Origin of the sequence: Aggregatibacter sp. Marseille-P9115 (assembly GCF_920939465.1) — a bacterium.
GTDB lineage: Bacteria > Pseudomonadota > Gammaproteobacteria > Enterobacterales > Pasteurellaceae > Aggregatibacter > Aggregatibacter segnis_B.
On the sequence record NZ_OV100759.1, the window covers coordinates 100,607 to 123,002 of the forward strand.

General features: G+C 41.9%; 21 protein-coding genes. 13 read left to right on the top strand and 8 right to left on the bottom strand.

What is annotated here, in order from left to right; translation table 11 throughout:
* Nucleotides 1–96 precede the first annotated feature (96 nt).
* Nucleotides 97–1,047 (bottom strand): alpha/beta hydrolase, encoded by a 951-nt coding sequence (locus tag LQ983_RS00465; protein ID WP_230621245.1) that lies wholly within the window; start codon nucleotides 1,045–1,047, stop codon nucleotides 97–99.
* A 196-nt stretch (nucleotides 1,048–1,243) separates the two neighbouring features.
* Here LQ983_RS00465 and accD point away from each other — a divergent pair, with 196 nt between their 5' ends.
* Nucleotides 1,244–2,131: an acetyl-CoA carboxylase, carboxyltransferase subunit beta gene (gene accD, locus LQ983_RS00470; protein ID WP_048750908.1), complete on the top strand. Its 888-nt coding sequence runs from the start codon at nucleotides 1,244–1,246 to the stop codon at nucleotides 2,129–2,131.
* Nucleotides 2,132–2,133: 2 nt separating this feature from the next.
* The gene (gene folC / locus LQ983_RS00475) at nucleotides 2,134–3,480 is read left to right on the top strand and encodes a bifunctional tetrahydrofolate synthase/dihydrofolate synthase (protein WP_230621246.1); all 1,347 of its coding nucleotides are present in this window, start codon (nucleotides 2,134–2,136) and stop codon (nucleotides 3,478–3,480) included.
* Nucleotides 3,481–3,539: 59 nt separating this feature from the next.
* On the opposite strand, the gene LQ983_RS00480 is transcribed toward folC, so the two are convergent.
* Genes LQ983_RS00480 through LQ983_RS00490 form a run of 3 tightly spaced genes read right to left on the bottom strand, consistent with a single transcriptional unit; the run spans nucleotide 3,540 to nucleotide 6,619 of the window.
* Nucleotides 3,540–4,181, bottom strand: a complete 642-nt coding sequence (locus tag LQ983_RS00480) for a histidine phosphatase family protein (protein ID WP_230621247.1) — start codon at nucleotides 4,179–4,181, stop codon at nucleotides 3,540–3,542.
* A gap of 58 nt (nucleotides 4,182–4,239) precedes the next feature.
* The gene (cls, locus tag LQ983_RS00485; RefSeq protein ID WP_230621248.1) at nucleotides 4,240–5,697 is read right to left on the bottom strand and encodes a cardiolipin synthase; all 1,458 of its coding nucleotides are present in this window, start codon (nucleotides 5,695–5,697) and stop codon (nucleotides 4,240–4,242) included.
* 13 nt (nucleotides 5,698–5,710) lie between these two features.
* Nucleotides 5,711–6,619, bottom strand: coding sequence for a lysine exporter LysO family protein (locus LQ983_RS00490; RefSeq protein ID WP_230621249.1), 909 nt, complete (start codon nucleotides 6,617–6,619; stop codon nucleotides 5,711–5,713).
* A gap of 139 nt (nucleotides 6,620–6,758) precedes the next feature.
* Between LQ983_RS00490 and LQ983_RS00495 the strand changes: the two genes are divergently transcribed.
* From LQ983_RS00495 to LQ983_RS00510, 4 genes are all read left to right on the top strand, one after another.
* Nucleotides 6,759–7,439 carry a TIGR01621 family pseudouridine synthase gene (locus LQ983_RS00495; RefSeq protein ID WP_230621250.1) on the top strand — a complete coding sequence of 227 codons (681 nt, stop codon included), beginning with the start codon at nucleotides 6,759–6,761 and terminating at the stop codon, nucleotides 7,437–7,439.
* 44 nt (nucleotides 7,440–7,483) lie between these two features.
* The gene (locus LQ983_RS00500) at nucleotides 7,484–8,365 is read left to right on the top strand and encodes a DMT family transporter (protein WP_230621251.1); all 882 of its coding nucleotides are present in this window, start codon (nucleotides 7,484–7,486) and stop codon (nucleotides 8,363–8,365) included.
* Between the two features lie 73 nt (nucleotides 8,366–8,438).
* A complete protein-coding gene (locus tag LQ983_RS00505) occupies nucleotides 8,439–8,762 on the top strand; it encodes a zinc ribbon domain-containing protein YjdM (RefSeq protein WP_048750901.1) in 324 nt (107 codons plus the stop codon).
* Nucleotides 8,763–8,878: 116 nt separating this feature from the next.
* Nucleotides 8,879–10,420 carry a subtype B tannase gene (locus LQ983_RS00510; protein WP_230621252.1) on the top strand — a complete coding sequence of 514 codons (1,542 nt, stop codon included), beginning with the start codon at nucleotides 8,879–8,881 and terminating at the stop codon, nucleotides 10,418–10,420.
* Between the two features lie 165 nt (nucleotides 10,421–10,585).
* On the opposite strand, the gene LQ983_RS00515 is transcribed toward LQ983_RS00510, so the two are convergent.
* The 3 genes from LQ983_RS00515 to LQ983_RS00525 all read right to left on the bottom strand — a co-directional run bounded on the left by LQ983_RS00515 (nucleotide 10,586) and on the right by LQ983_RS00525 (nucleotide 15,169).
* Entirely contained in the window at nucleotides 10,586–11,956 is a 1,371-nt protein-coding gene (locus tag LQ983_RS00515; RefSeq protein ID WP_230621253.1) for a TolC family protein, read from the bottom strand.
* 86 nt (nucleotides 11,957–12,042) lie between these two features.
* Nucleotides 12,043–13,974 (bottom strand): MacB family efflux pump subunit, encoded by a 1,932-nt coding sequence (locus LQ983_RS00520; RefSeq protein WP_230621254.1) that lies wholly within the window; start codon nucleotides 13,972–13,974, stop codon nucleotides 12,043–12,045.
* A 19-nt stretch (nucleotides 13,975–13,993) separates the two neighbouring features.
* Nucleotides 13,994–15,169: an efflux RND transporter periplasmic adaptor subunit gene (locus LQ983_RS00525; protein WP_230621255.1), complete on the bottom strand. Its 1,176-nt coding sequence runs from the start codon at nucleotides 15,167–15,169 to the stop codon at nucleotides 13,994–13,996.
* 207 nt (nucleotides 15,170–15,376) lie between these two features.
* Here LQ983_RS00525 and LQ983_RS00530 point away from each other — a divergent pair, with 207 nt between their 5' ends.
* From LQ983_RS00530 to LQ983_RS00550, 5 genes are all read left to right on the top strand, one after another.
* Nucleotides 15,377–15,649 carry a type II toxin-antitoxin system RelB/DinJ family antitoxin gene (locus tag LQ983_RS00530; RefSeq protein ID WP_111305672.1) on the top strand — a complete coding sequence of 91 codons (273 nt, stop codon included), beginning with the start codon at nucleotides 15,377–15,379 and terminating at the stop codon, nucleotides 15,647–15,649.
* Nucleotides 15,650–15,922: a type II toxin-antitoxin system YafQ family toxin gene (locus LQ983_RS00535; RefSeq protein WP_111305671.1), complete on the top strand. Its 273-nt coding sequence runs from the start codon at nucleotides 15,650–15,652 to the stop codon at nucleotides 15,920–15,922.
* A gap of 93 nt (nucleotides 15,923–16,015) precedes the next feature.
* The gene (gene glnS / locus LQ983_RS00540; RefSeq protein ID WP_230621256.1) at nucleotides 16,016–17,686 is read left to right on the top strand and encodes a glutamine--tRNA ligase; all 1,671 of its coding nucleotides are present in this window, start codon (nucleotides 16,016–16,018) and stop codon (nucleotides 17,684–17,686) included.
* A 635-nt stretch (nucleotides 17,687–18,321) separates the two neighbouring features.
* Nucleotides 18,322–18,657 carry an Imm8 family immunity protein gene (locus tag LQ983_RS00545; RefSeq protein ID WP_065286357.1) on the top strand — a complete coding sequence of 112 codons (336 nt, stop codon included), beginning with the start codon at nucleotides 18,322–18,324 and terminating at the stop codon, nucleotides 18,655–18,657.
* 460 nt (nucleotides 18,658–19,117) lie between these two features.
* A complete protein-coding gene (locus LQ983_RS00550; RefSeq protein WP_230621257.1) occupies nucleotides 19,118–19,339 on the top strand; it encodes a hypothetical protein in 222 nt (73 codons plus the stop codon).
* 656 nt (nucleotides 19,340–19,995) lie between these two features.
* Here the strand turns inward: LQ983_RS00550 and lysM are convergent.
* On the bottom strand, nucleotides 19,996–20,439 hold the full coding sequence (lysM, locus tag LQ983_RS00555; protein WP_230621258.1) for a peptidoglycan-binding protein LysM: 444 nt from the start codon (nucleotides 20,437–20,439) through the stop codon (nucleotides 19,996–19,998).
* A gap of 138 nt (nucleotides 20,440–20,577) precedes the next feature.
* Here lysM and LQ983_RS00560 point away from each other — a divergent pair, with 138 nt between their 5' ends.
* The gene (locus tag LQ983_RS00560) at nucleotides 20,578–21,405 is read left to right on the top strand and encodes a neutral zinc metallopeptidase (protein ID WP_230621259.1); all 828 of its coding nucleotides are present in this window, start codon (nucleotides 20,578–20,580) and stop codon (nucleotides 21,403–21,405) included.
* A 160-nt stretch (nucleotides 21,406–21,565) separates the two neighbouring features.
* Nucleotides 21,566–22,000: a hypothetical protein gene (locus LQ983_RS00565; RefSeq protein WP_230621260.1), complete on the top strand. Its 435-nt coding sequence runs from the start codon at nucleotides 21,566–21,568 to the stop codon at nucleotides 21,998–22,000.
* Nucleotides 22,001–22,396 lie beyond the last annotated feature (396 nt).

Below are 22,396 nucleotides of genomic sequence, written 5' to 3' on the forward strand. Positions count from 1 at the left end.
ACTTGATTTTTATCGCTATTGTTAGGGCGAATTTAGGGTATTTCTGGTGAATAATTTCTTCTAAAAAAACAACTGAAAAAGACACCGCACTTTGGGTTAATGTGCACAATCCTGTTGTGTTTTACAGCGAGAAAAAAGCCATTTCAAACCCTCTAATAAAGCAGGCATGACACTGGTCATATGGGTTTCTTCATCATAAATCTTACTTACAACGGATAGCTTCTCATTAGGCAGCGCATTCAGTTTTTCCGCTACATTTTTGACTTGCGTCACCATGGCGCGCTGATCTAACTGCTTTTGTCGTTTGGGATCTTGTTTCATATAGGGCGCCAATTTTTGTTCATATTCCCCAACGGTAAAACGCACGCCAATTTTCTCTTTTATGTTTTGCAGATGTTCGGAAAATGTAGGTAAATCTTGCAAAATCCGTTGCTGATTCCACCATACTGAAGGGCTGGCGATAAGATAGTTGCGGAAGCCATTCGGGTGATTAAACAAACTATATAAACTAAATAGACCACCATAAGAATGCCCAAAAATGTTTTGTTGAGCCGTGTTAATTGAAAAACGGCGATGCAAATCCGGCGCGAGTTCTTCCTGAATAAAGCGATAAAAATTTTCCGCACCACCAAATTTTTTATTGGTTTTATCGCCGGTATCATCGTAACTTTCTGACGGCGGCGTATAATCTTGCGCGCGTTCTGCCGGATTAAGAAGTTGAGTATTCGGGTAGCCGATGCCGACGATTAAAAATGGTACTGCATTAGTTTCTTGTGAGCGCGCCATCATATTTTGCGCCATGCTGGCAGCCGCCGGGAAAAGGGCATCGCCGTCCAACACATACAGAACGGAATAGCCGATATGCTTTACTTCTCCAACAGGCATCACCTGAATGCGATAATCTTTTTTCGTAAATTGGCTGTGAAGCACATATTCTTGTGCATTAGGGAGAATTGCCGGTTTTAAATTGCCCATTGAAGTTGCTTGATGCCCCTCGGCAAGATTAAAGAATACGCCACAAGAAAGTGCCAATAATAACGGTTTCATATATGTTCCTATGTGAGTTTTTGCGCTAGCGTAGCAAAGTGCGGTCAGTTTTTCTAACGTTTTTATCAGATAAAAATACCCGAAAAAATGACCGCACTTGATGACTAATCAGATCAGTATAAATTGCTATAAAATTTTTCAAAATTATGGTCTAATAGCGCGTAATTTTTTGTTAATCAAGAGAAAAAGGTTAAATATGAGCTGGATTGATAGAATTTTTAGTAAAAATACCTCGACTTCTTCCCGCAAAGCCAATGTGCCTGAAGGCGTGTGGACAAAATGTACCTCATGCGATCAGGTGTTATATCGTGAAGAATTAAAACGTCATTTGGAAGTTTGTCCAAAATGTGGACACCATATGCGTATTGATGCGCGCGAGCGTTTATTGGGCTTATTGGATCAAGACAGCGTACAAGAATTAGCGGCAGAGTTAGAACCGAAAGATATCTTGAAATTCAAAGACTTGAAGAAATATAAAGATCGTATTACCGCTGCTCAGAAAGATACCGGCGAAAAAGATGCCTTAATTGCATTTTACGGTACGTTATATAATATGCCGATTGTGGCCGCAGCCTCTAACTTTAGCTTTATGGGCGGCTCCATGGGGTCTGTGGTGGGGGCGAAATTTGTCAAAGCCGCAGAAAAAGCCATTGAAGAAAATTGCCCGTTTGTCTGTTTCTCCGCTAGTGGTGGCGCACGTATGCAGGAAGCCTTGTTCTCCCTCATGCAAATGGCAAAAACCAGCGCCGTGTTGGCTAAAATGCGTGAAAAAGGTGTGCCGTTCATTTCCGTATTAACGGATCCAACCTTAGGTGGCGTTTCTGCCAGTTTCGCAATGTTGGGCGATATCAACATTGCCGAACCAAAAGCCTTAATTGGTTTTGCCGGTCCGCGTGTTATTGAACAAACCGTGCGTGAAAAATTGCCGGAAGGTTTCCAACGCAGTGAATTTTTATTGGAAAAAGGCGCAATCGACATGATCGTAAAACGTGCTGATATGCGTAATACCTTGGCGAGTTTGGTCAGCAAACTGATGAATAAACCATCTCCTTTTGTGGAAAGCGAATTAATCACAGAAGAATAAATATGAACACAATTTTAAAAGCCACTTCGCCACTCGACGAGTGGCTTTCTTATTTGGAAAACAGCCATTTTAAAGCGATTGATTTAGGGCTGGAACGCATTAAATCTGTCGCCCAAGAATTGGATTTGCTCACGCCGGCGCCTTTCGTGATTACCGTGGGCGGTACAAATGGCAAAGGTACCACTTGTCGTTTGTTAGAAACCATTTTATTGAATGCCGGTTATCGTGTCGGCGTGTATTCTTCTCCCCATTTGTTACGTTATAACGAACGCGTTCGCATTCAGAATCATGAGTTGGATGATGCACAGCACACGGCGTCTTTTGCGTATATCGAACAAAACAAAACGCAATCATTAACGTATTTTGAATTCAGCACCTTGTCTGCGTTACATTTGTTCAAACAAGCAAAATTGGATGTGGTGATTTTAGAAGTGGGGCTGGGGGGGCGCTTGGATGCCACGAATATCGTGGATAATGACATGGCGGTCATTACTAGCATTGACATTGATCATACGGATTTCCTCGGTTCTACGCGCGATCAAATCGGTTTTGAAAAAGCGGGAATTTTCCGCGCCAATAAACCGGTGATTATCGGCGAACCTAACATTCCGCAAAGCATGTTGGCGCATGCCGAAACATTAGGTTGCCAATTATTTTGTCGTCACCTTGATTGGCATCTTTGCCAACAGGAACAAAGTTGGACATGGCAAACCACGCGTGAAGACGAAAAAGTGCGGTGGAATTTGCTCGCGGATTTACCGCTTTGCCACATTCCGTTAGCCAATGCGGCAACTGCACTTGCGGCAATACAAAAATTGCCGTTTGAGATTTCCCTTGAAATCGTGAAAAAGTCGTTGCTTGAGGTGGAACTCACCGGGCGTTTTCAAACGATGAAACCGGAAAGCTTAACGCATTTATCGCAAATGATTCAGCGTGAAGTGAAAGCGCTACCACGCGTGATTGTTGATGTGGGGCATAATCCGCACGCAGCACGTTATTTAGCAGAAAAATTGACCGCACTTAAAGCCCAATCGCAAGGAAAACTGATTGCCGTTTGCGGGATTTTAAAAGACAAAGATGCGGCAGGCGTGTTGACGCCGTTACTTCCACTGGTGGATGAATGGCGTTGTGTCACATTAGGCGGTTATCGTGGTCAACAGGGTAAAGATTTGTTTGTGACGTTGCAACAGATTGCGACTCAACACCATTTGAATGCACAAGGCAGTTATGCCGACTCCGTCGCAGAAGGGGTAAAAAGTGCGGTGGAAATGGCCAATGAAAATGATACCGTGCTAGTGTTTGGATCTTTTCATACTGTTGGCGAGTTTCTGACATTAATCCAAGCCTAAAGATTTTAGCTTCACCCAAAAAACAAAAGCGTCGAGGAACAATCCTTGGCGCTTTTCTTTTAACGTAAATGTCCCGCTTCATTTATGGTGTCAATAATAAATTTTCCGTCGGTCCCATTGCTTTGTTTATAGTGCACGATGTTAATCGCACAATTTAGCAAAGATTGGCTTTTCCCTTCATGACGATGTTCTTGCCAGCTTGTTCCGGCAAGTAAAGCAAGCAATAAGCGTAATGTATGTCCGTGCGAGACAACTAAGATATTGCCTTGCTCATGTACTTGAATAATGTCCTGAAGCGCTTTCATCGCTCGTTTGGCAAGTTGTTCAAAGGTTTCTCCGCCATTGCTTTGCGCTTTATAATTTGCGGCATCTTTGAGCATTTGATTGAATTCTTCTAAAGAACGCAATTCTTCCACCGGTAAACCTTCCCAAGACCCGAAATATTGTTCGTTTAACCCTTTATGTTGAAACAACGGGACATGTCGTTCGCCTAAAATATATTGCGTTGTGTCGATGGTACGTTGTAAACAGCTGGAATAGGCGGCAACAAAAGGAATGTGCTGCAGTGCTGCTCCGGTTTGTTTGGCGCCTTTAACACCTTGTTCTGTTAAGTCGGAATTGCCGAATCCTTGTAATAGTCCTTGCTCGTTCCAAAGAGTACGTCCGTGGCGGACGAAATAGAACGTGAGATGTTTATTCATGAATTATCCTGTTAAATCTTGTTGAGATAAAAACGCAGAAAAAAATGACCGCACTTTTTTATAAGAGCGGGCTGAAAAGGAAAAACAGTTTTTCGATAATGCGTTGATAAACGGAACGATTTGCCCACTCGGCGTAGTTAAGCAATTCAGCATTTTTGATGTAGCCTTCATGCAACAGAGCAATTTCGTTAGCAAATGCCGCATCCTCCACCACCATGGTGACTTCAAAATTCAATAAAAAGCTGCGCATATCCATGTTTACAGTGCCGACCAACGCCAATTTATTATCAATCAGCATGCTTTTGGTGTGCAGTAAGCCTTTATTGAAATTGTAAATTTTTACACCGGCGGCGAGTAAATCATCAAAAAACGTACGGCTTGCCCAGTGCACCATCATCGAATCATTTTCTTTTGGCAGAATGATAGAGACATCCACACCTCGTAGGGCGGCGGTGCGTAATGCTTCGGCAATGTTATGGCTTGGCACAAAGTAAGGAGAGGTGATGACAATGCTTTTCCGTGCGGAAAAAATTGCGATGGCGAGAGATTGCGCCATTAAATCATCAGGAAAACTCGGGCCGGTAGCAAGAATTTGCACGGCGTGAGAATTGTTTTGTTCCAACGGCAATAACGGGCAATCAGGAATATGTAATGGCACGGATTGTCCTGTTTCAATTTCCCAGTCCCAGGCATGCAAACCATTGAGCACTGCCGACACAGGGCCATTGATACGCACCATGACATCAATCCATTCGCCTACATTACTGTCTTTTTTGAAAAACTTCGGATCGACCATGTTCATGCTGCCGGTGTAAGCAATTTGGTTATCGATCACAATAATTTTGCGATGTTGGCGTAAATCGATTCGACTGAAAAACATGCGGAATAAATTCACATGCAAGGTTTCGACAATCTCAATCCCTTGGGCTTGCATTGCGCGACAATCCGCACTTTTTAAAAACGGACGACTGCCCACTGAATCCAATAAAATGAGTACTTTTACCCCACGTTGACAGGCTGCGATAAGCGCTTCTTTGACGTCGTTCACCAAACCATAGGGAGACCAAATATAAAACACCATATTGATGGATTTTTCTGCGCATTTGATGTCTTCAATGATGCTGTGCATGATGTTTTCCGGGGTGTCCAGAATATGCAGTTCATTTCCTAAAACACAAGGAATGCCAAGACGTTGCTTGGCTAAGTCGAAAATTGAACGATAGAGTAGATTGGTTTTCGTATTCACCAAATTATCGCATTTCGATAGCTTGTCGAACCATGCCATAAATTGGGGTTTGAGCTGGTTGAATAGTGTTGCGCGGCGCTTCCCGAGATTAATTTCGCCGAAAATCAAATAGGCTACAATGCCGACAATAGGGAAGATATAAATCACCATCAACCAAGATAGCATGGCGGCGACAGATTGCTTTTTCATGACCAAACGAATGGTAATAGCAATGGTGAGAACCCAGATAAGTGCAGGAATAATGTAGGCGATAATTTGTTCGATATTCATAAAAATGACCGCGTTATAAAGGTGTAGAGGTAAAAAGCATTAACAAAATTGGCGGTGTAATGTTTGTGATAAACCCAAAACTAAAAGCAAGCGGTAAAACCTCTACGCCGCCGGCTTTTTGAATAATGGGTAAGGTGACATCAAGGGCGGTTGCCCCGGGAAAACCCACCGCCGTTGAACGGTAGTTTTGCATGAATAGCGGAATAATAAATAAGCTAATCAATTCACGCGATAAATCATTAAAAAACGCAATACTGCCCCAAATCGGCCCCCAAGCATTACTGAGGGTTACGCTGGACAACGAATACCAGCCAAAACCGGATGACACGGCTAACCCTTGTATCACCGGCACTGACAACACGAAAGCCGCAATAATGCCGCCAAGTAATGAAGTGAATATGAAAATCACGCCCATCGCCAAGCCGCGTTTATTGAAAAATACCGCGCGCATGGAAATGCCATTGTTGCGCAATTGCACGCCCACACAAAAAATCATGACAACCAGCACATAAGTGGTAGCGTCGTGGGGCAAAGCAAAATGACCTTTGAACAGCCAACCAACCACGAAACCAATGAGTACCACCGTGCATAATTTCAATGAATCCAACATGATATGCCAACGCGAGGCAATTTTTTCTGCAACGTGTTTTAGTGGCTGCGGGTGGAATTTGTCGTAAAGAAATAAGCCGATGAAATTTAGGCATTGAATAAACAGAATAAAGGTGAGGGCATAAACGCCGATTTGCGGTAATTGTTTTGCTAAATCATCCAGTTGTCCGAGGGAAAAACCCATGGTGAAGAGAATCATGTACAGCAAAATTATGGTCACTCGACCGAAAGATTGCAAAATGGCGTGATTTTTCACTTTCACCATGTAACCGATAAACATCGGCACTAAAATAATGAGTAATCCTTCGTACACTGTTGCCACCTTCAAATGCTATATAGTGGCAGAGTATAGCACTTTTCCCTATTTTCGCCTATCGGTGAGGCCTAACACTAAAGCCAACGTCATTGATTGTGCTATACTTTCGGGCATTATTTTCCTCTAGTATTTCCCTATGACATTCCAAATTGTATTTCAACATCCTGATTTTATTGTGATCAACAAGCTTAATGGCATTAGCGTACATAAAGATGATGCGGATGTGGGGTTAACTCAATTAGTGGCACAGCAACTTGGCGTGTCGAAAGTCTGGTTGGTGCATCGGCTGGATAAAGTCACTTCAGGCTTATTGATTCTTGCGTTAAATGAAAAAGCAGCTGTGACGTTGTCGCAGAAATTTGCGCAACACCAAATTCAGAAAACATACATTGCATTAGCAACGCATAAACCGAAGAAAAAACAGGGCAGAATCAGTGGTGATATGCAAAAGGCTAGACGAGGCGCGTGGAAACTTTGCCAAAGCAAAGAAACCCCTGCGGTGACAGATTTTGTTTCACACAGTTTGGCACCCAATTTGCGTTTATTTATCTTACAACCGAAAACCGGTAAAACCCATCAACTGCGTGTCGCAATGAAAAGTTTAGGCAGCCCGATTTTAGGGGATGAATTGTATGGTGGAGATAAGGCGGACAGAACCTATTTGCATGCCTACCAATTATCGTTTGACTATTTCGGGTTGAAGGTTCAAATTAAGGGAACACCGATTAATGAGAGCGAAAAGTGCGGTGAAATTTTTCAACGTTTTTGGCAGGCCATTGAAAAATATCTTCATGGTGAAAATGAAAAAACACCTTAAGAAATGACCGCACTTTTTTCGCTGCGAATCAAGGAACGTTGCCAATGCCGAATAAGATCATAACCAGTTCATACCACAAAGCCATTGTTTGCATGGTGCTTGCCTATATCAGTATCGCCTTGATGGGCGTGTTCGTAAAATATGCCTCGGATGAATTACCGGCAAGTGAAATTTTGTTTTCTCGCTTTCTGATTGGCTTTGTGTTCTTGTTACCTTTTATGATTCGCGATGGTGATTTCCGAGTCGAAATGCGCCAATGGCCGTTTTTGGTGATTCGCAACCTTGCCGGCATCGGCAGTATGTTATGTACTTTTTATGCCATCAAATATTTGCCACTTTCCATTTCTATTTTGTTGTTGAATACCTCAGCGTTATTCGTGCCGGTGTTGCTCTTTCTTTTGCGTACTCGCACGCCGCTGAAAGTCATTGCCTGCAGTGTGCTCGGATTTATTGGTGTAGCGATTATTTTGCTCACCGATCACCATGGTGAGGTGGAACCTTATTATATTTTTGTCGCATTGGGCGGTGCGACTTTAGCCGCCATGGCGTTTATCAGTTTGCAGGAATTAAATAAGCATAATTCGCCGAAAAATATCGTTTTCTATTTCCATTTACTTGGGGCGATTTTATTACCGTTATTTTTTATGGCGCAATGGACGCTCCCGACAGCGCATGGCTTATTTATGCTTTTATTGGTGGGCGGATTCGGCTTAATTTTCCAACTTTTGCTGACGCGTGCGTTTAAATACGCTCCGGCAAATGTCATCACGCCTTTTGCATTTACCGGTGTGATTTTTTCCAGCATCTGTGACTGGCTGTTTTGGCAGAATGTGCCGACAGTGCATTTCTGGTTTGGCTCTTTGGTGATCATTGTGTCTGTTAGTTTATTGGCTAGAATGCGTGGCCAAGGGAAAACGAAAGCATAATTTATTCCCCAAAGGCTGTTGATTTTCCGCTACAATAGCGCACTTTGAAATGACATTGAAAACGAGGAAATCCATGGAATATCCAATTTGTCCATCTTGCAAAGGCGAAAACACCTATCACGATTCTATCCAATTTGTTTGCCCAGATTGTGGTCATGAATGGACCGGCAACGAAGTCGAAGAACATGACGATGATGCGCTTATTGTCAAAGATAGCAACGGCAATTTGCTGGCTGATGGCGACGACGTGCTACTCATCAAAGATTTAAAACTTAAAGGCTCTTCCGAAGTATTGAAAAAAGGCACAAAATTTAAAGGCATCCGCCTGGCTCGCGGCGATCACAACGTGGATTGCGGCAAAATTATGCTGAAATCAGAGTTTTTGAAGAAGGCGTAGGTGAAAAAAGCCATCTGTCGTAAGCAGGTGGCTTTTGTCATTTTATTTTCTTCCGCCGAACTCATTTACAATACGTCTATCTAACCAACAGTAGATCTTTAATACAGGAGAACTTTATGCAAGCAAAAACATGGTTGGCTTCGTTGGTAGGGTTGGCTGTTTCCGGTATGGCTATGGCGAACCCACCGCAAGGGAATGATCCGTTGACGGATGCGCCGTATTTCAATAAAACGGACAGTGGCTATGATTTAAAATTCTCACCGAAAACTTACCGCACTTTAGAGGCGAAAGTGAATGGTGAGACGGTGAAATTCCGTGCGTTTGAAAAGATTGTGTATGTGCAAAACCCGGTTGAGCCGGATTATCAGACACTGAACATTTATGTGCCGGAAGCCTATTTTAATAATGGCAAAATCAATGGCTTTAATGCCAAGAGCGCGCCGATTTTCCTGCCGAATGCGGTGGGCGGTTATATGCCGGCAAAAGCGGCAACCTATGATGCAAAAGGCTTCGGCAGTGGTGATAAACCTAACGCAATTTTGACCGCACTTTCCAAAGGCTATGTGGTGGCAAGTGTGGGCGCGCGTGGACGAACGTTGGAGAAAGACGGCAAATATACCGGCAAAGCACCGGCAGCAATTATTGATTTGAAATCGGCGGTGCGCTATTTGCATTTTAACGATGACGCAATGCCGGGTGATGCCAATAAGATCATTTCTAACGGCACCAGCGCAGGTGGAGCATTGTCCGCGTTATTAGGGGCAAGTGGTGACAGCATGGATTATGTTGAGTATTTAAAACAAGTCGGCGCGGCAGAGGCGAGTGATGTCATTTTTGCGGTGTCCGCCTATTGCCCGATTACCAATTTGGAACACGCCGACAGCGCTTATGAGTGGGAATTTAACGGCTTGAACGATTATCGCCGAATGGACATGAGCCGTTTGAATGCACAAAGTTTTAATGATCGTTCGCAAGCTGCGGCAAAAGCCACGATTGAGGGTACGTTGACGGCAGCGGAAATTCAGGTGTCCGATCAGCTAAAAGCCGAGTTTCCATCTTATTTAAATAGTCTGAAATTAGAAGATGAAAAAGGTAATGCCTTAACGTTAGATGGGCAAGGTAACGGTTCTTTTAAAGATTATGTGAAAAATGTCATTGTGCGCGCGGCAGATAAAGCCCGTAAAAGTGGCGTGACCTTTGAAGATAAACCTTGGGTGAAACTGAACAAGGAAGGCGTCAGCGACATTGATTGGGAGGGCTATATTCACTCAGAAAAACGCATGAAATCACCACCTGCCTTTGATGCGCTGAATTTGAGTTCCGGTGAAAATAACTTATTCGGTACGGAAAGCGTGAATAATCAGCATTTTACAGACTATTCCATGCAACATAGTACCGAGAAAGGGAAAATGGCAGATAAGCACGTCATTCAGTTAATGAACGCGATGAATTATGTGGATCATGGCAAAACTGCATATTGGCGCATTCGTGCAGGTACTTCTGATCGTGATACCTCGCACGCCATCAGTGCGATACTTGCAATAAAACTGCGTATGGCAGGCAAACAGGTGGATTATGAAACTCCGTGGGACGTGCCGCATTCGGGGGATTATGATCTAGACGAGCTGTTCCAATGGATGGATAGTATCAGTAAATAATTGGTAATAGCCATAAAAGTGCGGTTAGTTTTGGTGACGTTTTATCTGAAAAACAGTCTGAAAACCGACCTCACTTTTCTCTCAAAAAAAACGGCGCTTTGTTAATCAAGCGCCGTTTTTGTTTTTTTAAAGAGAAAGTGCGGTCGTTTTTCACCGCATTTTTACTTAACGAGAGTAGTAACCTGCCATTGAACTGTAAACGGCATTTTCTGCCTGAATCACGTTGAATTTGGCTTGCAAAATGGAAAGCTGGGAGGCTTTTTCCGTATTGGCTGCCGTCAACCATTCGCGCAATTCAGACACGCCCGCGTTATAGCGGTTGCGGTAATATTGTGTGATGCGTTGGTTGTAATTGTACGTTTGTTGCACGTTGCCAAAGTGGCTTTGTGCTTGAGTGAATGCGTAGTAGTTGGTATCCACATCATTTAACGCGGTGGTGATACTTTTTTCGTAGTTCAAACGGGCTGTTTCGTAATCCGCTTCAGAAATTTTCACGTTCCATTTTACGGTGTTCCAATTTAAGAACGGCAATGTAATACCAACGTTGCCGGCGCCAATAGAGGAGAGCGTGGTTGCCCCGGTTTGATTGGTGGCATTACGGCTTAAGCTGCCACCCAAGGTAATTTCCGGGAACCAGCTTTTTTCCGTGGCTTTGGCATTTTTGAATGCGCTGCTTAAACGGGCTTGATAGCCTTTAACATCAGGACGATTGGCGATTACGGAAACCGGCACGTTTAAATTCACGCCCACAGTTTTCACGCTCAAAATATGCGGGAAGTTGATGTTTAATGCGTCATCCGGTTTTAAGTTCAGCAAATTGCGTAAGGTTTTTTCTGCGTTTTTACGGTTGGTTTGCAACGTAATTAAATTATTACGCGCCGTTAATACCGCTTGTTGTGCCTGATCTACGCTAGCACTGTCTGCGACACCTTGCGCCAGGCGATTTTTCATGATGTTGCTGATGTCGGTGTAATACTTGATGCTTTCTTGTGTGGTGCTAATGGCATCGTTTAAATAGGCAATTTGGTAGTAGGTTGTTACCACCGAGTTGATTAAAGAAAGACGGGTAGATTCCATGTCTTCAATGGTGGCTTTATGCGACCATTCTGCCGCATCGGCGGTATCTGCTAAACGACGCCATAAATCCAACGTATAAGACACATTTAACGCGCCGGTATGCGTGATTGCTGAATTGCTGCCACGATTAATGTCTTTTTGGGCGGAGGATTTTGCCGAACCGCTAAAGGCCGGAATCAAGCTTGCACCGGCAAGGTTGGCACTATACAGCGCACGGTTGACGGAAACCGCTGCTTTGGCTAAGTCTTTGTTATTTGCAAGGGCTTGTTCGACCACACGGTTGAGTTGTGCATCGTTATAAAGCGCCCACCAGTTGTCTTTAATGTTGTATTGCTTGGTGATGTCTTCGTATTGTTTGTAATTATCGAGGCTGGCTTGATAAGAATCGCCAATATTGGCACAGCCGGCGAGGGTTGTTGCCATCACCACTGCAAGGGCTAATTTTTTCATTTTTAACATTTTTTATCCTTCTTTAAGGTTCAAGGGGCTATCGTATGCCTCAAAAGTGCGGTCGATTTTAACCGCATTTTTAGGTTTTACAAAATCTATTCACGGGCTAATGCTGTAATCGGATCTAATTGTGCTGCACGTTTTGCCGGGGTGTAGCCGAACACTACGCCGATTAAGCTGGAAAAAGCGACGGCGGCAATAATCGAACCGCCGGAAAATGCCATGGTGAAATCGGTCATAAAGGTGTTAAACAGCACTCCAATCGCACCGGAAAGCAAAATACCGGTGACGCCGCCGATAAGACAAATCAACACGGCTTCAATTAAAAATTGTTGCAGGATGTTGGATTGTCTTGCGCCGATTGCCATGCGCACGCCGATTTCTTTGGTGCGTTCGGTCACTGACACCAACATAATATTCATCACACCAATACCGCCGACGATCAAGGAAATAAAGGCGATAGAGGAGATAAGCAATTTCATCGTGCCGGTGGTGCTTTCGATGGTTTGTTTAATGGTGTCGCTGTTCATGATGAAGAAATCTTTTTTGCCGTGGCGCAGTGTCAGTAATTCCGTAATGCCTTTTTCTGCCGCTGTTGAGTTGATCTCTTCCGCCACTTTCACCGTAATCGAACCAATTTTTTTACTGCCTGAAATACGGTTCATAACGGTGGTGTAGGGGGCATAAAGATTCAGTGAACTGCTCGCACCGCCCATTTGTCGGTCGGACACAACACCAATAATACGCAACGGGCGTTTATTAAACATCACCACTTTACCGAGCGGATCTTCATTGGGAAAAATGGATTTTTTAGCGCTTTCGTCAATTAACGCCACTTGCGCGTTTTCTGCGATATCCTGCGCTGAGAGGAGGCGACCTTGTTTTAATTTTAAACCTTCCACGTCAAAAGATTCTTCGCTCACGCCTTTTAAGGACGTCGTCGAAAAGGCTTTATTCGCATAAATCAAGGTGCCGCTTGACGCGCTATTCGGCGTAACGCTTTGCACGTAGGTTTGTTGGCTTAATGTGTTGGCATCGCTAACTGTAAGATTTTGCATTTGTTCCGCACGGCGATCGCCAAAGCCGGTGCCGTTAAAAATGGTGATGGTGTTTGTGCCGATGCCGCGAATATTTTCCAGAATTTTTTGTTGCGAGCCATTGCCCAATGCCACCACGGACACCACGGAGGTAATCCCAATAATGATGCCAAGCATGGTGAGTAGGGAACGCATTTTATGCGCCACAATGGCACTGACAGACATCCGAAAGGCTTCCATCAGCTGATCTTTGCTGAAGCCAAAACGTCCTTTAAAAACACCTGAATTTTTGACCGCACTTTTCACCGGCTGGGTTTGCGTGTCACTGATAATTTCGCCGTCTTTGATTTCAATCATCCGATTGGCGCTGGCAGCGATATGCTTGTCGTGGGTGACCATAATAATGGTATGGCCTTCTTGGTGCAGTTGACGTAGGATTTCCATCACATTTTCGCCACTTTGCGAATCCAATGCACCGGTGGGTTCATCGGCTAAAATGATTTCACCGCCGTTCATTAGGGCGCGTGCGATACTCACCCGTTGTTGTTGCCCACCGGAGAGTTGATTCGGCTTATTCTGCCATTTATCGCTTAACCCCAGTTTTTCCAATAATTGTTTGGCGCGTTCCAAACGTTGGTTGTGTGGCATGCCCGCATAAATTGCCGGTAATGCCACGTTTTCTGCTGCAGTAAGGCTGCTCAATAAATTGTAACGTTGGAAAATAAAACCGAATTTTTGACTGCGTAAATCGGAGAGCTGATCAGCGGTTAATTCGATGGTTTCTTTCTCATCGATTTTGTATGAACCGCTGGTCGCCGTATCGAGGCAACCAATAATGTTCATCAACGTGGATTTGCCCGAACCCGATTGCCCGATAATGGCAACGAAATCGCCTTTTTCGATATTTAATGAAATGTCTTTCAGAATATGAACACGATTTTCACCGGCACCAAAGTAGCGGTTGATGTTTTTCATTTCAATAATATTCATTGGAAATTTCCACCGCACTTTAGAAAATTCGTGGTCCGCGCATATTGCCGACGGATTCGCCGGCAGCCACTTGTGACACAATGACTTTTTCGCCTTCAGCAACACCGGATTTAATTTCTGTTTGGTAATCGTTTTGTACGCCGATTTCTACTTCACGTTGTTCCGGTTGGTTGTTGCTGTTTAATACCTTCACAAAGGTTTTACCGTTTTGTGTTTGAATTGCCATATTCGGCACGGATAGCACATTTTGCGCGTTGGCAATTTTGATATTGTTTTCTGTGGTCATGCCGATGCGCAAAATCTGGTTGGGATTGTCCACGATAATGTTGGCGTAGTAATAAACTGCACTGTTACTGGTGCTTGACGTTGAGCTTGTGGTGCTGGACGTAGAGCTATTGCTAATCGTCGTTGTCGCCGGATCAACGGATTCAATTTTGGCGTGATAACGGGTTTTGCTGTCGGACAAAATACTGAAAGTGACCTCTTGTCCGGCTTTCACTTTCGTAATATCGCCTTCGGAAATTTCCGGTTTAATACGCATTTTGCTTAAATCCGCCACTTTGACGATGGTCGGTGTGGTTTGATTGGAGTTTACCGTTTGACCTTCAGAAACCGGCGTAGCAATCACTGTGCCGTCAATCGGTGAGGTGATTTTGGTGTAGCCCACATTGGTTTCCGCCGTATTCACTTCAATTTCTGCTTGTTTAATGTTTTCCTGCACCACATTCATTTCCGCTTTGGCGTTATCTAAGGTCGCTTTTGCGCTGTTTAAGCTGTCCAAGGAGGTGCCTTTTTGCGCATACAATTTGGTTAAACGATGGTAATTAGAAAGCGCCACATCATAAGTGGTTTTACGGGCGACAAACTGGGCTTGGTAGCTTGCAAGCGCCGCTTTTCGGGTGTTTAGCGTGTTGATTTGCGTGGTGGAATCAATCTCTGCAATCAAATCGCCTTTTTTCACTTGCTGACCTAAAGCCACATAGAGTTTGGTGACTTTACCGGAAACCTGCGCGCCCACATCAACGGTGTTGACACTTTCAATTGAGCCGGTCGCCACCACATTTTTTTCAATGTCGCCACGTTGCACGGTTTCCGTTAAATAAGTGGTTTTTGGCGTGGAATCGCCCATAAAAAAATAACCGCCGGTGATCACCGCGGCAGCCAGTGCGGCCATTATCCAATATTTTTTCGTCATATTTTCTCAAGGGTTAGAAGACACAGTGAAAATAGAATACAGGAGAAAGATTAAGGAAATCTTAATTATTAATGAATGAACGTTCATTTAGTAGCGCATTTTAGTGATTCTTCTTCGGATATTCAAGTGAGAATCAAAAACGAAACTTGAATATTTACGTATTGTCATTAAAATGTAAGACAATTGTATTACATTAAGGAGGCTAAAATGACTTCATATACTTTTCGATTAGATCCTGAATTAAAAGAGCAGGCCTTTTCCGTTTTCAGAAGCTACGGATTAAACCCGGCTCAGGCACTAAAAATGATTTTACAACAAGTGGTTTCGACAAAATCTATTCCTGTTCAGTTAGATTATCAACCGAATGAAACAACGATCCGCGCTATGGAAGATGCATTAAGTGGAAAAGTGGAAAGCGTAGAAACTGAGAACGTAGAGGAGCTGATTAAAAAAATGCAACGTGTCGCAAACGAGGCATAAATGAAAATTAGCTTTACTAAAGACTATAAACGCGATCTCAAACGATTAGCCAATCAACCCGAAATATTACTTTCTGCCGAAATGATTGATGTTATGCATCATTTGCTAAACGGCAAGAATCTTCCCGAAAAATACAAGGATCATGCATTGTCCGGAAATTGGAAAGGGTTTCGAGATTGCCATATTAAAAATGATCTAGTGTTGATTTACCACGTAAATAATGAAGGACTCACTTTGGTTAGACTCAACACCCATTCTGAAGTTTTTCGCTAATCGCTTTCAATAACAAACCGCCTTCTTCGCTTTTTGTGTCATAGCGTGTAGAATAGTGCGGTTATTTTTTTATGCGTTTTAATTGAGAAAATTATGAGTACAGAAACTATCTTAGAAACGACGGAAAATGCCCGTCCGCACAATTTTATTACCCAAATTATTGATGAAGATTTAGCGTCCGGTAAACACCAACGCGTTCACACCCGTTTTCCGCCTGAGCCAAACGGCTATTTGCACATCGGCCATGCCAAATCTATCTGTTTAAACTTCGGTTTAGCAAAAGAATATCAAGGTTTATGTAACCTCCGTTTTGACGACACCAACCCGGTGAAAGAAGATGTGGAATATGTAGATTCCATCAAAGCCGATGTGGAATGGTTAGGTTTCAAATGGGAAGGTGAGCCGCGTTATGCTTCCGATTATTTTGATGCACTTTATGGCTATGCCATTGAATTGATCAAAAAAGGATTGGCGTATGTGGACGAACTTTCACCGGACGAAATGCGTGAATATCGCGGCACGTTAACCGAGCCGGGTAAAAATAGCCCGTATCGTGATCGTAGCGTAGAAGAAAACCTTGCGTTATTCGAGCGAATGAAAAACGGTGAATTTGCAGAAGGCACGCTGAGCCTTCGTGCGAAAATCGACATGGCGTCGCCGTTTATGGTGATGCGCGACCCGGTGATTTATCGTATTAAATTTGCCAGCCACCACCAAACAGGCGACAAATGGTGCATTTATCCAATGTACGATTTCACCCACTGTATTTCCGATGCCATCGAACGCATTACACACTCATTATGTACTCTTGAATTCCAAGACAACCGCCGTTTATACGACTGGGTGTTGGAAAATATCAGCATTGAGCGCCCATTGCCGCACCAATATGAATTCTCCCGTTTAAATTTAGAAGGCACGCTCACTTCTAAACGTAAATTGTTGAAATTAGTCAATGAAGGCATTGTAGATGGCTGGAACGACCCGCGTATGCCGACCATTTCAGGTTTACGCCGTCGCGGTTATACGCCGGCGTCATTGCGTGAATTCTGTCGTCGTATTGGTGTGACCAAACAAGACAACGTGGTGGAATACAGCGCATTAGAATCTTGCATTCGTGATGATTTAAACCAAAATGCGCCGCGTGCCATGGCGGTGATCGATCCTGTTCGTGTGGTGATTGAAAATTTTGAAGGCAAAGAAATGTTAACTGCGCCGAATCACCCGAACCGTCCGGAATTAGGCGAACGTCAATTGCCATTTACCAAAGAAATTTACATCGATCGCGCAGATTTCCGTGAAGAAGCTAACAAACAATATAAACGCTTAGTGTTAGGCAAAGAAGTGCGTTTGCGCAATGCTTATGTGATTAAAGCAGAACGTGTGGAAAAAGATGCCAACGGTGACATCACCACCATTTTCTGTACCTACGATCCGGAAACCTTAGGTAAAAACCCGGCAGATGGCCGCAAAGTGAAAGGCGTAATCCACTGGGTTTCCGCCACGCACAACCACCCGGCAGAATTCCGTTTATATGAACGCCTTTTCACCGTGCCAAACCCGGGCGCAGAAGAAAACATCGAAAGCGTGCTAAACCCAACGTCCTTAGTGGTGAAACACGGTTTCGTCGAACAAAACCTAAGCAATGCGGAAGCGGAAAAAGGCTACCAATTTGAACGTGAAGGCTATTTCTGTGCCGACAGCAAAGACAGCCACCCGGAACATTTGGTGTTTAACTTAACGGTGAGTTTGAAAGAAGGTTTTTAACCTCATCACCCATTAAAAAGTGCGGTCGTTTTTCGTGATGAATTTCGACCGCACTTTTTATTTAAGCTGTTTATTGTATCGCTCTAAACTATAAAAAAACTGAAGTGATTAATAAATGGCGAGAATCTAATTCAAATGAAACGGATGTTTTGGGCACGCGTTAGGAAACGAGCGCCATCGTGGGAATGATTAATGAAAGTTATCTGCCTTATTTTATTTTCTCTACTTTCTAGTGTTTTTGTTTCTTTTACTATGTTTTTATTAGCTAAGTTTATGTATAACATAGAGAATAATATGCCTACTTTTGATATAGATTTAGTATCGTTTTTTGTACAAAAAACAGCCAAAGAAATAAAAATGATAATTTTCTTATCTGTAATTATATTTGTAGTTTTTTATATGTATTATAAAAAAAATGATCCATTACAATAAAATTTATATTAATACACCCTAGACAGCGCGCGTCTTCTGACGCGTGCTTGTATCTATCTAAAAATAAACAAAATGAAGTTGTTAATGAAAATAGTATAAATCTGAATTAAACGAAATTGATGCTTTAGGCACGCGTTAGGAAACGCGCGCCATCTTGGGTAGAAAGTAACTTACATTTAAATATTTATGAGGATAAAAAATAAATGCTTATAGCTGAACTAAAATGGGTTGATTACAATGTCCCAACAAGAGATGATGCATCCTTAATAATACTTAAACCAGCCTATTGCTTAAATTTAACATTGGCAATAGGTGCTAAAGATGAGTCTGGAAGTGATTTTTTTTATACTAATATTTTTAATTTAGGGATGATTCAAAGAGAAAAATTATTAATGATAAATAAAGGGATAGTTATTGATCTTTATACACTAGATGAAATAGAAAATCATTTGAAAGCTATAATAAATAAAATATCTGGAGAAACCTGGAATGATATTGTTGTTCAATTAAAAGAATATTTTGATTGGGAATATCAATAGTTTGTAAATACCCCTAGATAGCGCGCGTTTCCTAACGCGTACTTATATCTAACTTAAAAATAAACAAAATGAAGTTGTTAATGAAAATAATAAAATCATCATTAAATGAAATTGATGTTTAGGCACGCATCAGGAGACGCGCGCCATCGTTGGGGGTACCTAATAATGAATAAAATTCTTCAAATTATTATTCTTTTAATACTGATTTTTACATGCTTTTTTTTAGTATTTTCACTAGGTTTAATAATATTTTCATTTGTTATAAATGGAGGTTCTATTTCTTTAGATGAGATAATGGAAATAATGGTTTTTTGCTTTAAATTGTTTTCATTAGGTTCTCCTTTAATATTATTATCAATATTTATTTCAAATAAAATTAGGAAATAGAATACGGTGGTATAAAGTAGGTAATATGCTTGATGATAATGAGAAGAGTATAAAAAACATATAGGGGTAAGTAATGAAAATTAAGCTATTACTTCAATACGTTATATTTTGGTTAATTATATTTCTTATTTGTTTTACATCTTCCACTTTTATATTTAGTTTGCTTGAGCTGCTTTTAAAACTTGATAATTATTCTTTTTCTGATTTTAAGAAAATGGCATCTTTTTGGTTAAATGGCTCTGCTGCAATGGCGACTTTAGTTTTGATCATTGAAGCTAAAAATAAGCGATGGTAATGTTGAGGGGAAACCCCAGATAGCGCGCTTTTCCTAACACGTGCTTGTATCTATCTAACTAAAAATAAACAAAATGAAGTTGTTAATGAAAATAGTGAAGATTTGAATCAAACGAAATTGATGTTTTAAGTACGTGTTAGGAAACGCGCGCCATCGTTTGGAGTGCCCAATATATTTATAATGAGTCTCAAACAGGAGGTAAATAATGAAAAGAGTCATTCTAGATATTCTATTTTCTATTTTTATTGGAGTTTCTTTTTCATTATTATCGTTAATAGTCGGTAGATTACTTTACAATATTGACAATTCAATATCTATTTTTGAGCTAGAATTGATTGATTTTGGTATAACAAAAATCTCATTTTTAATCAAAATGACATTGTTTGTATCAAGTGTTTACTTTATTCTTTTTCTCTATGGTAGGAGGAGTTTCAAGTAGCAAAATAATGTACGTAAATAATTAATTATTCACGCATAATCTTAAACGCGCGCCATCATGCATAGCATCTTTTGTGGCTACCTTAAAATTAGTTTAATGTTTTCCATAAAAAATCTGCACGTGAATTAATCGTTTATGGTGTTGACATATTCACGTGCAGATGATGTTTAATTTAGACGCGAAGTGCGGTCGATTTTCAAAGCGTTTTTAAATAACACTATAAGCTTTTCGGTAAACGAATTTTTTGCCCCGGGAAGATTTTATCTGCGTCTTTAATCACTTCTTTATTCACTGCCACGATTGCCGTGTATTTGCTCCCATTGCCATAATGTTTTTCAGCGATTTTCCAAAGGGTATCGCCTTTTTGGATGACATAAAATTCATCATCGCCGGCAAGGCTTTCGCCGTTTTTTACTGTTACGTCATCAATATTGACGTTACTGATACCGATGATGTTACCCGCCATTAATACTGCTTTTTCCAACGCATCGGCAGAGCTTGCCACGCCCGAAATTTTCGCCACGCCTTTTTCGACTTTCACCGCCATATCCGCAACGCCCGGGTTGTCTTCGTTAATGTGGTTGGTTACTGCGGCGGAAGCCTCTTCTTCTTTGCTAAAAATTTTTTTGCCGATATCGCCGACAAAATCAAATAATCCCATTTTCATCTCCTTATTGGATTCATTAAGGGAGCCACAACATACCCAATTCAGCCATATAAGTCTAGGAATAAAATGTTAGGCGGGGAAAAGAGTTCTCGATTAGAATAGCGCGAATTTAATTTGAAGATAGGAAAGATTATGCGTTGGCAAGGTCGTAGAGAAAGTTCAAATGTGGAAGACAGACGCTCCTTGGGCGGTGGTTTTGGTGGCGGAAAACCGACCGGTATTTTGGGGCTGATCATTATTTTGGTCGGCGCTTATTATGGCGTGGATTTATCAGGCTTGGTCGGTGAGATGGAGGTGGGCACTACGCAAAGTTCACCTTTGCAATCACAGCAAGAAGACCAATTATTTAAACTCTCCAAAGTGGTGTTGGGCGACACCGAGGAAGTGTGGCCCACATACTTTTCCAAAAATAATCGACAATATGTAGAACCTCGCATGGTTATCTACAACGGCGTAACCACAACGGCGTGCGGCACGGGGCAATCTGCCATGGGGCCATTTTATTGTCCGAATGATCAACGGATCTATTTGGATTTATCGTTTTACAACGACATGAAAAATAAACTGGGTGCAGCCGGCGAATCTGCGTTTGCTTATGTGATTGCCCATGAAGTGGGGCATCATGTACAGAATTTATTCGGCACATTGACACAAGTGCATCGTCTGCAAAGTCGTTCATCTCGCGCAGAAGCAAATCAACTTTCCGTAAAATTAGAACTTCAGGCGGATTGCTATGCCGGCGTGTGGGCATCACAAGCGGTAAAAAGCGGTTTATTTGAACGTGGCGATATCGAAAAAGCGTTTAACGCCGCGGAATCTGTAGGCGATGACCGTTTACAAAAACGCAGCCAAGGTTATGTGGTTCCTGATAGTTTTACCCATGGCACGTCAGCCCAGCGTTTGCAATGGTTTAAAGTGGGGCTAACCGGCGGTAATCCGGCACAATGTAATACCTTTTAGCGGTTGGCAGAAACAAAAAGTGCGGTGGATTTTTGAGGCGTTTTTCAATGCAGAAAAACATGTTGAAAACTGACCGCACTTATTCATCAAAAGGCTGATGTTGACGGTGTGTCGAAATCGGCCTTTGATTTATTCAAATCAAATAGCGCGGGGATAAGTAATGTTTTTATCATTAAATAATTCAATGATTCTTGTTTTTGATTTGAAACAGAATAATTTAAAAAATAAAGAGCATGTTAAGAATGTTCAGTTATTAATGTTGGATAATAAGCCTTTCGGCTTGAAAGGTAAATATGGTTTATATGATTCTAGTGAGTGGTGGGATAATATTAAAGAAGGATTTCTACCAAATAGGGTTATTAGCGGAGAGATAATTAGATTATATAAATCTGGTCAAGGTAATAATGGAAGATTTAATGCATTTGAATTAATGTTAGGTGATGGTAGTAAATGGACATCTGGTATTTATGTAAATGATGAATCTGACTTTAAACTATTTAAAATAGGGAAAAAAGTATCAATATTTTATATTCTTGAAGAGCTTAAAACTGGGGATGTAATAGATTTAGTTGTTGAAATGGCCGTTAGCATTTAGGAAATGTTTTAGAGAATAGGTATTTTAAAAGGTTAGATCTGAATAAGTATCATGAATAGCTGAAAAGGTTATGCATATTTACCCCAGATAGGGCGCGTCCCCAATGATAGCGCCAGCGTCCACGCTGGTGCTGTTTAATAAAAACATTGCGAATTTTACCCATAAACGTTGGGAGAACTAATGTTCAAAATCCTTTGGATTTTGTGACCGCACTTTTAGTTGATAGGCACAAGCGAGGACGCTTGCGCCATCGTGGGAGGAGGATAATGCTAAGTAGGTTATTCCAGTACTTGATTTTTACATTTTTTGCATCCGTAGTTTGCTTTATTGGGTTTTCGTTATTTTTAATTCTTATATCCTATATATTAAATTGGGGAGAAATATCTTTAAGTGAAA

Coding starts and splice junctions, on each gene's coding strand:
- LQ983_RS00550 (WP_230621257.1), top strand. CDS start 19,118: ATGAAAATTAAGCTATTACTTCAATACGTTATATTTTGGTTAATTATA.
- LQ983_RS00565 (WP_230621260.1), top strand. CDS start 21,566: ATGTTTTTATCATTAAATAATTCAATGATTCTTGTTTTTGATTTGAAA.
- LQ983_RS00535 (WP_111305671.1), top strand. CDS start 15,650: ATGAAAATTAGCTTTACTAAAGACTATAAACGCGATCTCAAACGATTA.
- LQ983_RS00505 (WP_048750901.1), top strand. CDS start 8,439: ATGGAATATCCAATTTGTCCATCTTGCAAAGGCGAAAACACCTATCAC.
- LQ983_RS00530 (WP_111305672.1), top strand. CDS start 15,377: ATGACTTCATATACTTTTCGATTAGATCCTGAATTAAAAGAGCAGGCC.
- LQ983_RS00495 (WP_230621250.1), top strand. CDS start 6,759: ATGACATTCCAAATTGTATTTCAACATCCTGATTTTATTGTGATCAAC.
- LQ983_RS00560 (WP_230621259.1), top strand. CDS start 20,578: ATGCGTTGGCAAGGTCGTAGAGAAAGTTCAAATGTGGAAGACAGACGC.
- LQ983_RS00465 (WP_230621245.1), bottom strand. CDS start 1,047: ATGAAACCGTTATTATTGGCACTTTCTTGTGGCGTATTCTTTAATCTT.
- LQ983_RS00480 (WP_230621247.1), bottom strand. CDS start 4,181: ATGAATAAACATCTCACGTTCTATTTCGTCCGCCACGGACGTACTCTT.
- cls (WP_230621248.1), bottom strand. CDS start 5,697: ATGAATATCGAACAAATTATCGCCTACATTATTCCTGCACTTATCTGG.
- LQ983_RS00510 (WP_230621252.1), top strand. CDS start 8,879: ATGCAAGCAAAAACATGGTTGGCTTCGTTGGTAGGGTTGGCTGTTTCC.
- lysM (WP_230621258.1), bottom strand. CDS start 20,439: ATGGGATTATTTGATTTTGTCGGCGATATCGGCAAAAAAATTTTTAGC.
- folC (WP_230621246.1), top strand. CDS start 2,134: ATGAACACAATTTTAAAAGCCACTTCGCCACTCGACGAGTGGCTTTCT.
- LQ983_RS00515 (WP_230621253.1), bottom strand. CDS start 11,956: ATGTTAAAAATGAAAAAATTAGCCCTTGCAGTGGTGATGGCAACAACC.
- LQ983_RS00520 (WP_230621254.1), bottom strand. CDS start 13,974: ATGAATATTATTGAAATGAAAAACATCAACCGCTACTTTGGTGCCGGT.
- LQ983_RS00500 (WP_230621251.1), top strand. CDS start 7,484: ATGCCGAATAAGATCATAACCAGTTCATACCACAAAGCCATTGTTTGC.
- accD (WP_048750908.1), top strand. CDS start 1,244: ATGAGCTGGATTGATAGAATTTTTAGTAAAAATACCTCGACTTCTTCC.
- glnS (WP_230621256.1), top strand. CDS start 16,016: ATGAGTACAGAAACTATCTTAGAAACGACGGAAAATGCCCGTCCGCAC.
- LQ983_RS00525 (WP_230621255.1), bottom strand. CDS start 15,169: ATGACGAAAAAATATTGGATAATGGCCGCACTGGCTGCCGCGGTGATC.
- LQ983_RS00545 (WP_065286357.1), top strand. CDS start 18,322: ATGCTTATAGCTGAACTAAAATGGGTTGATTACAATGTCCCAACAAGA.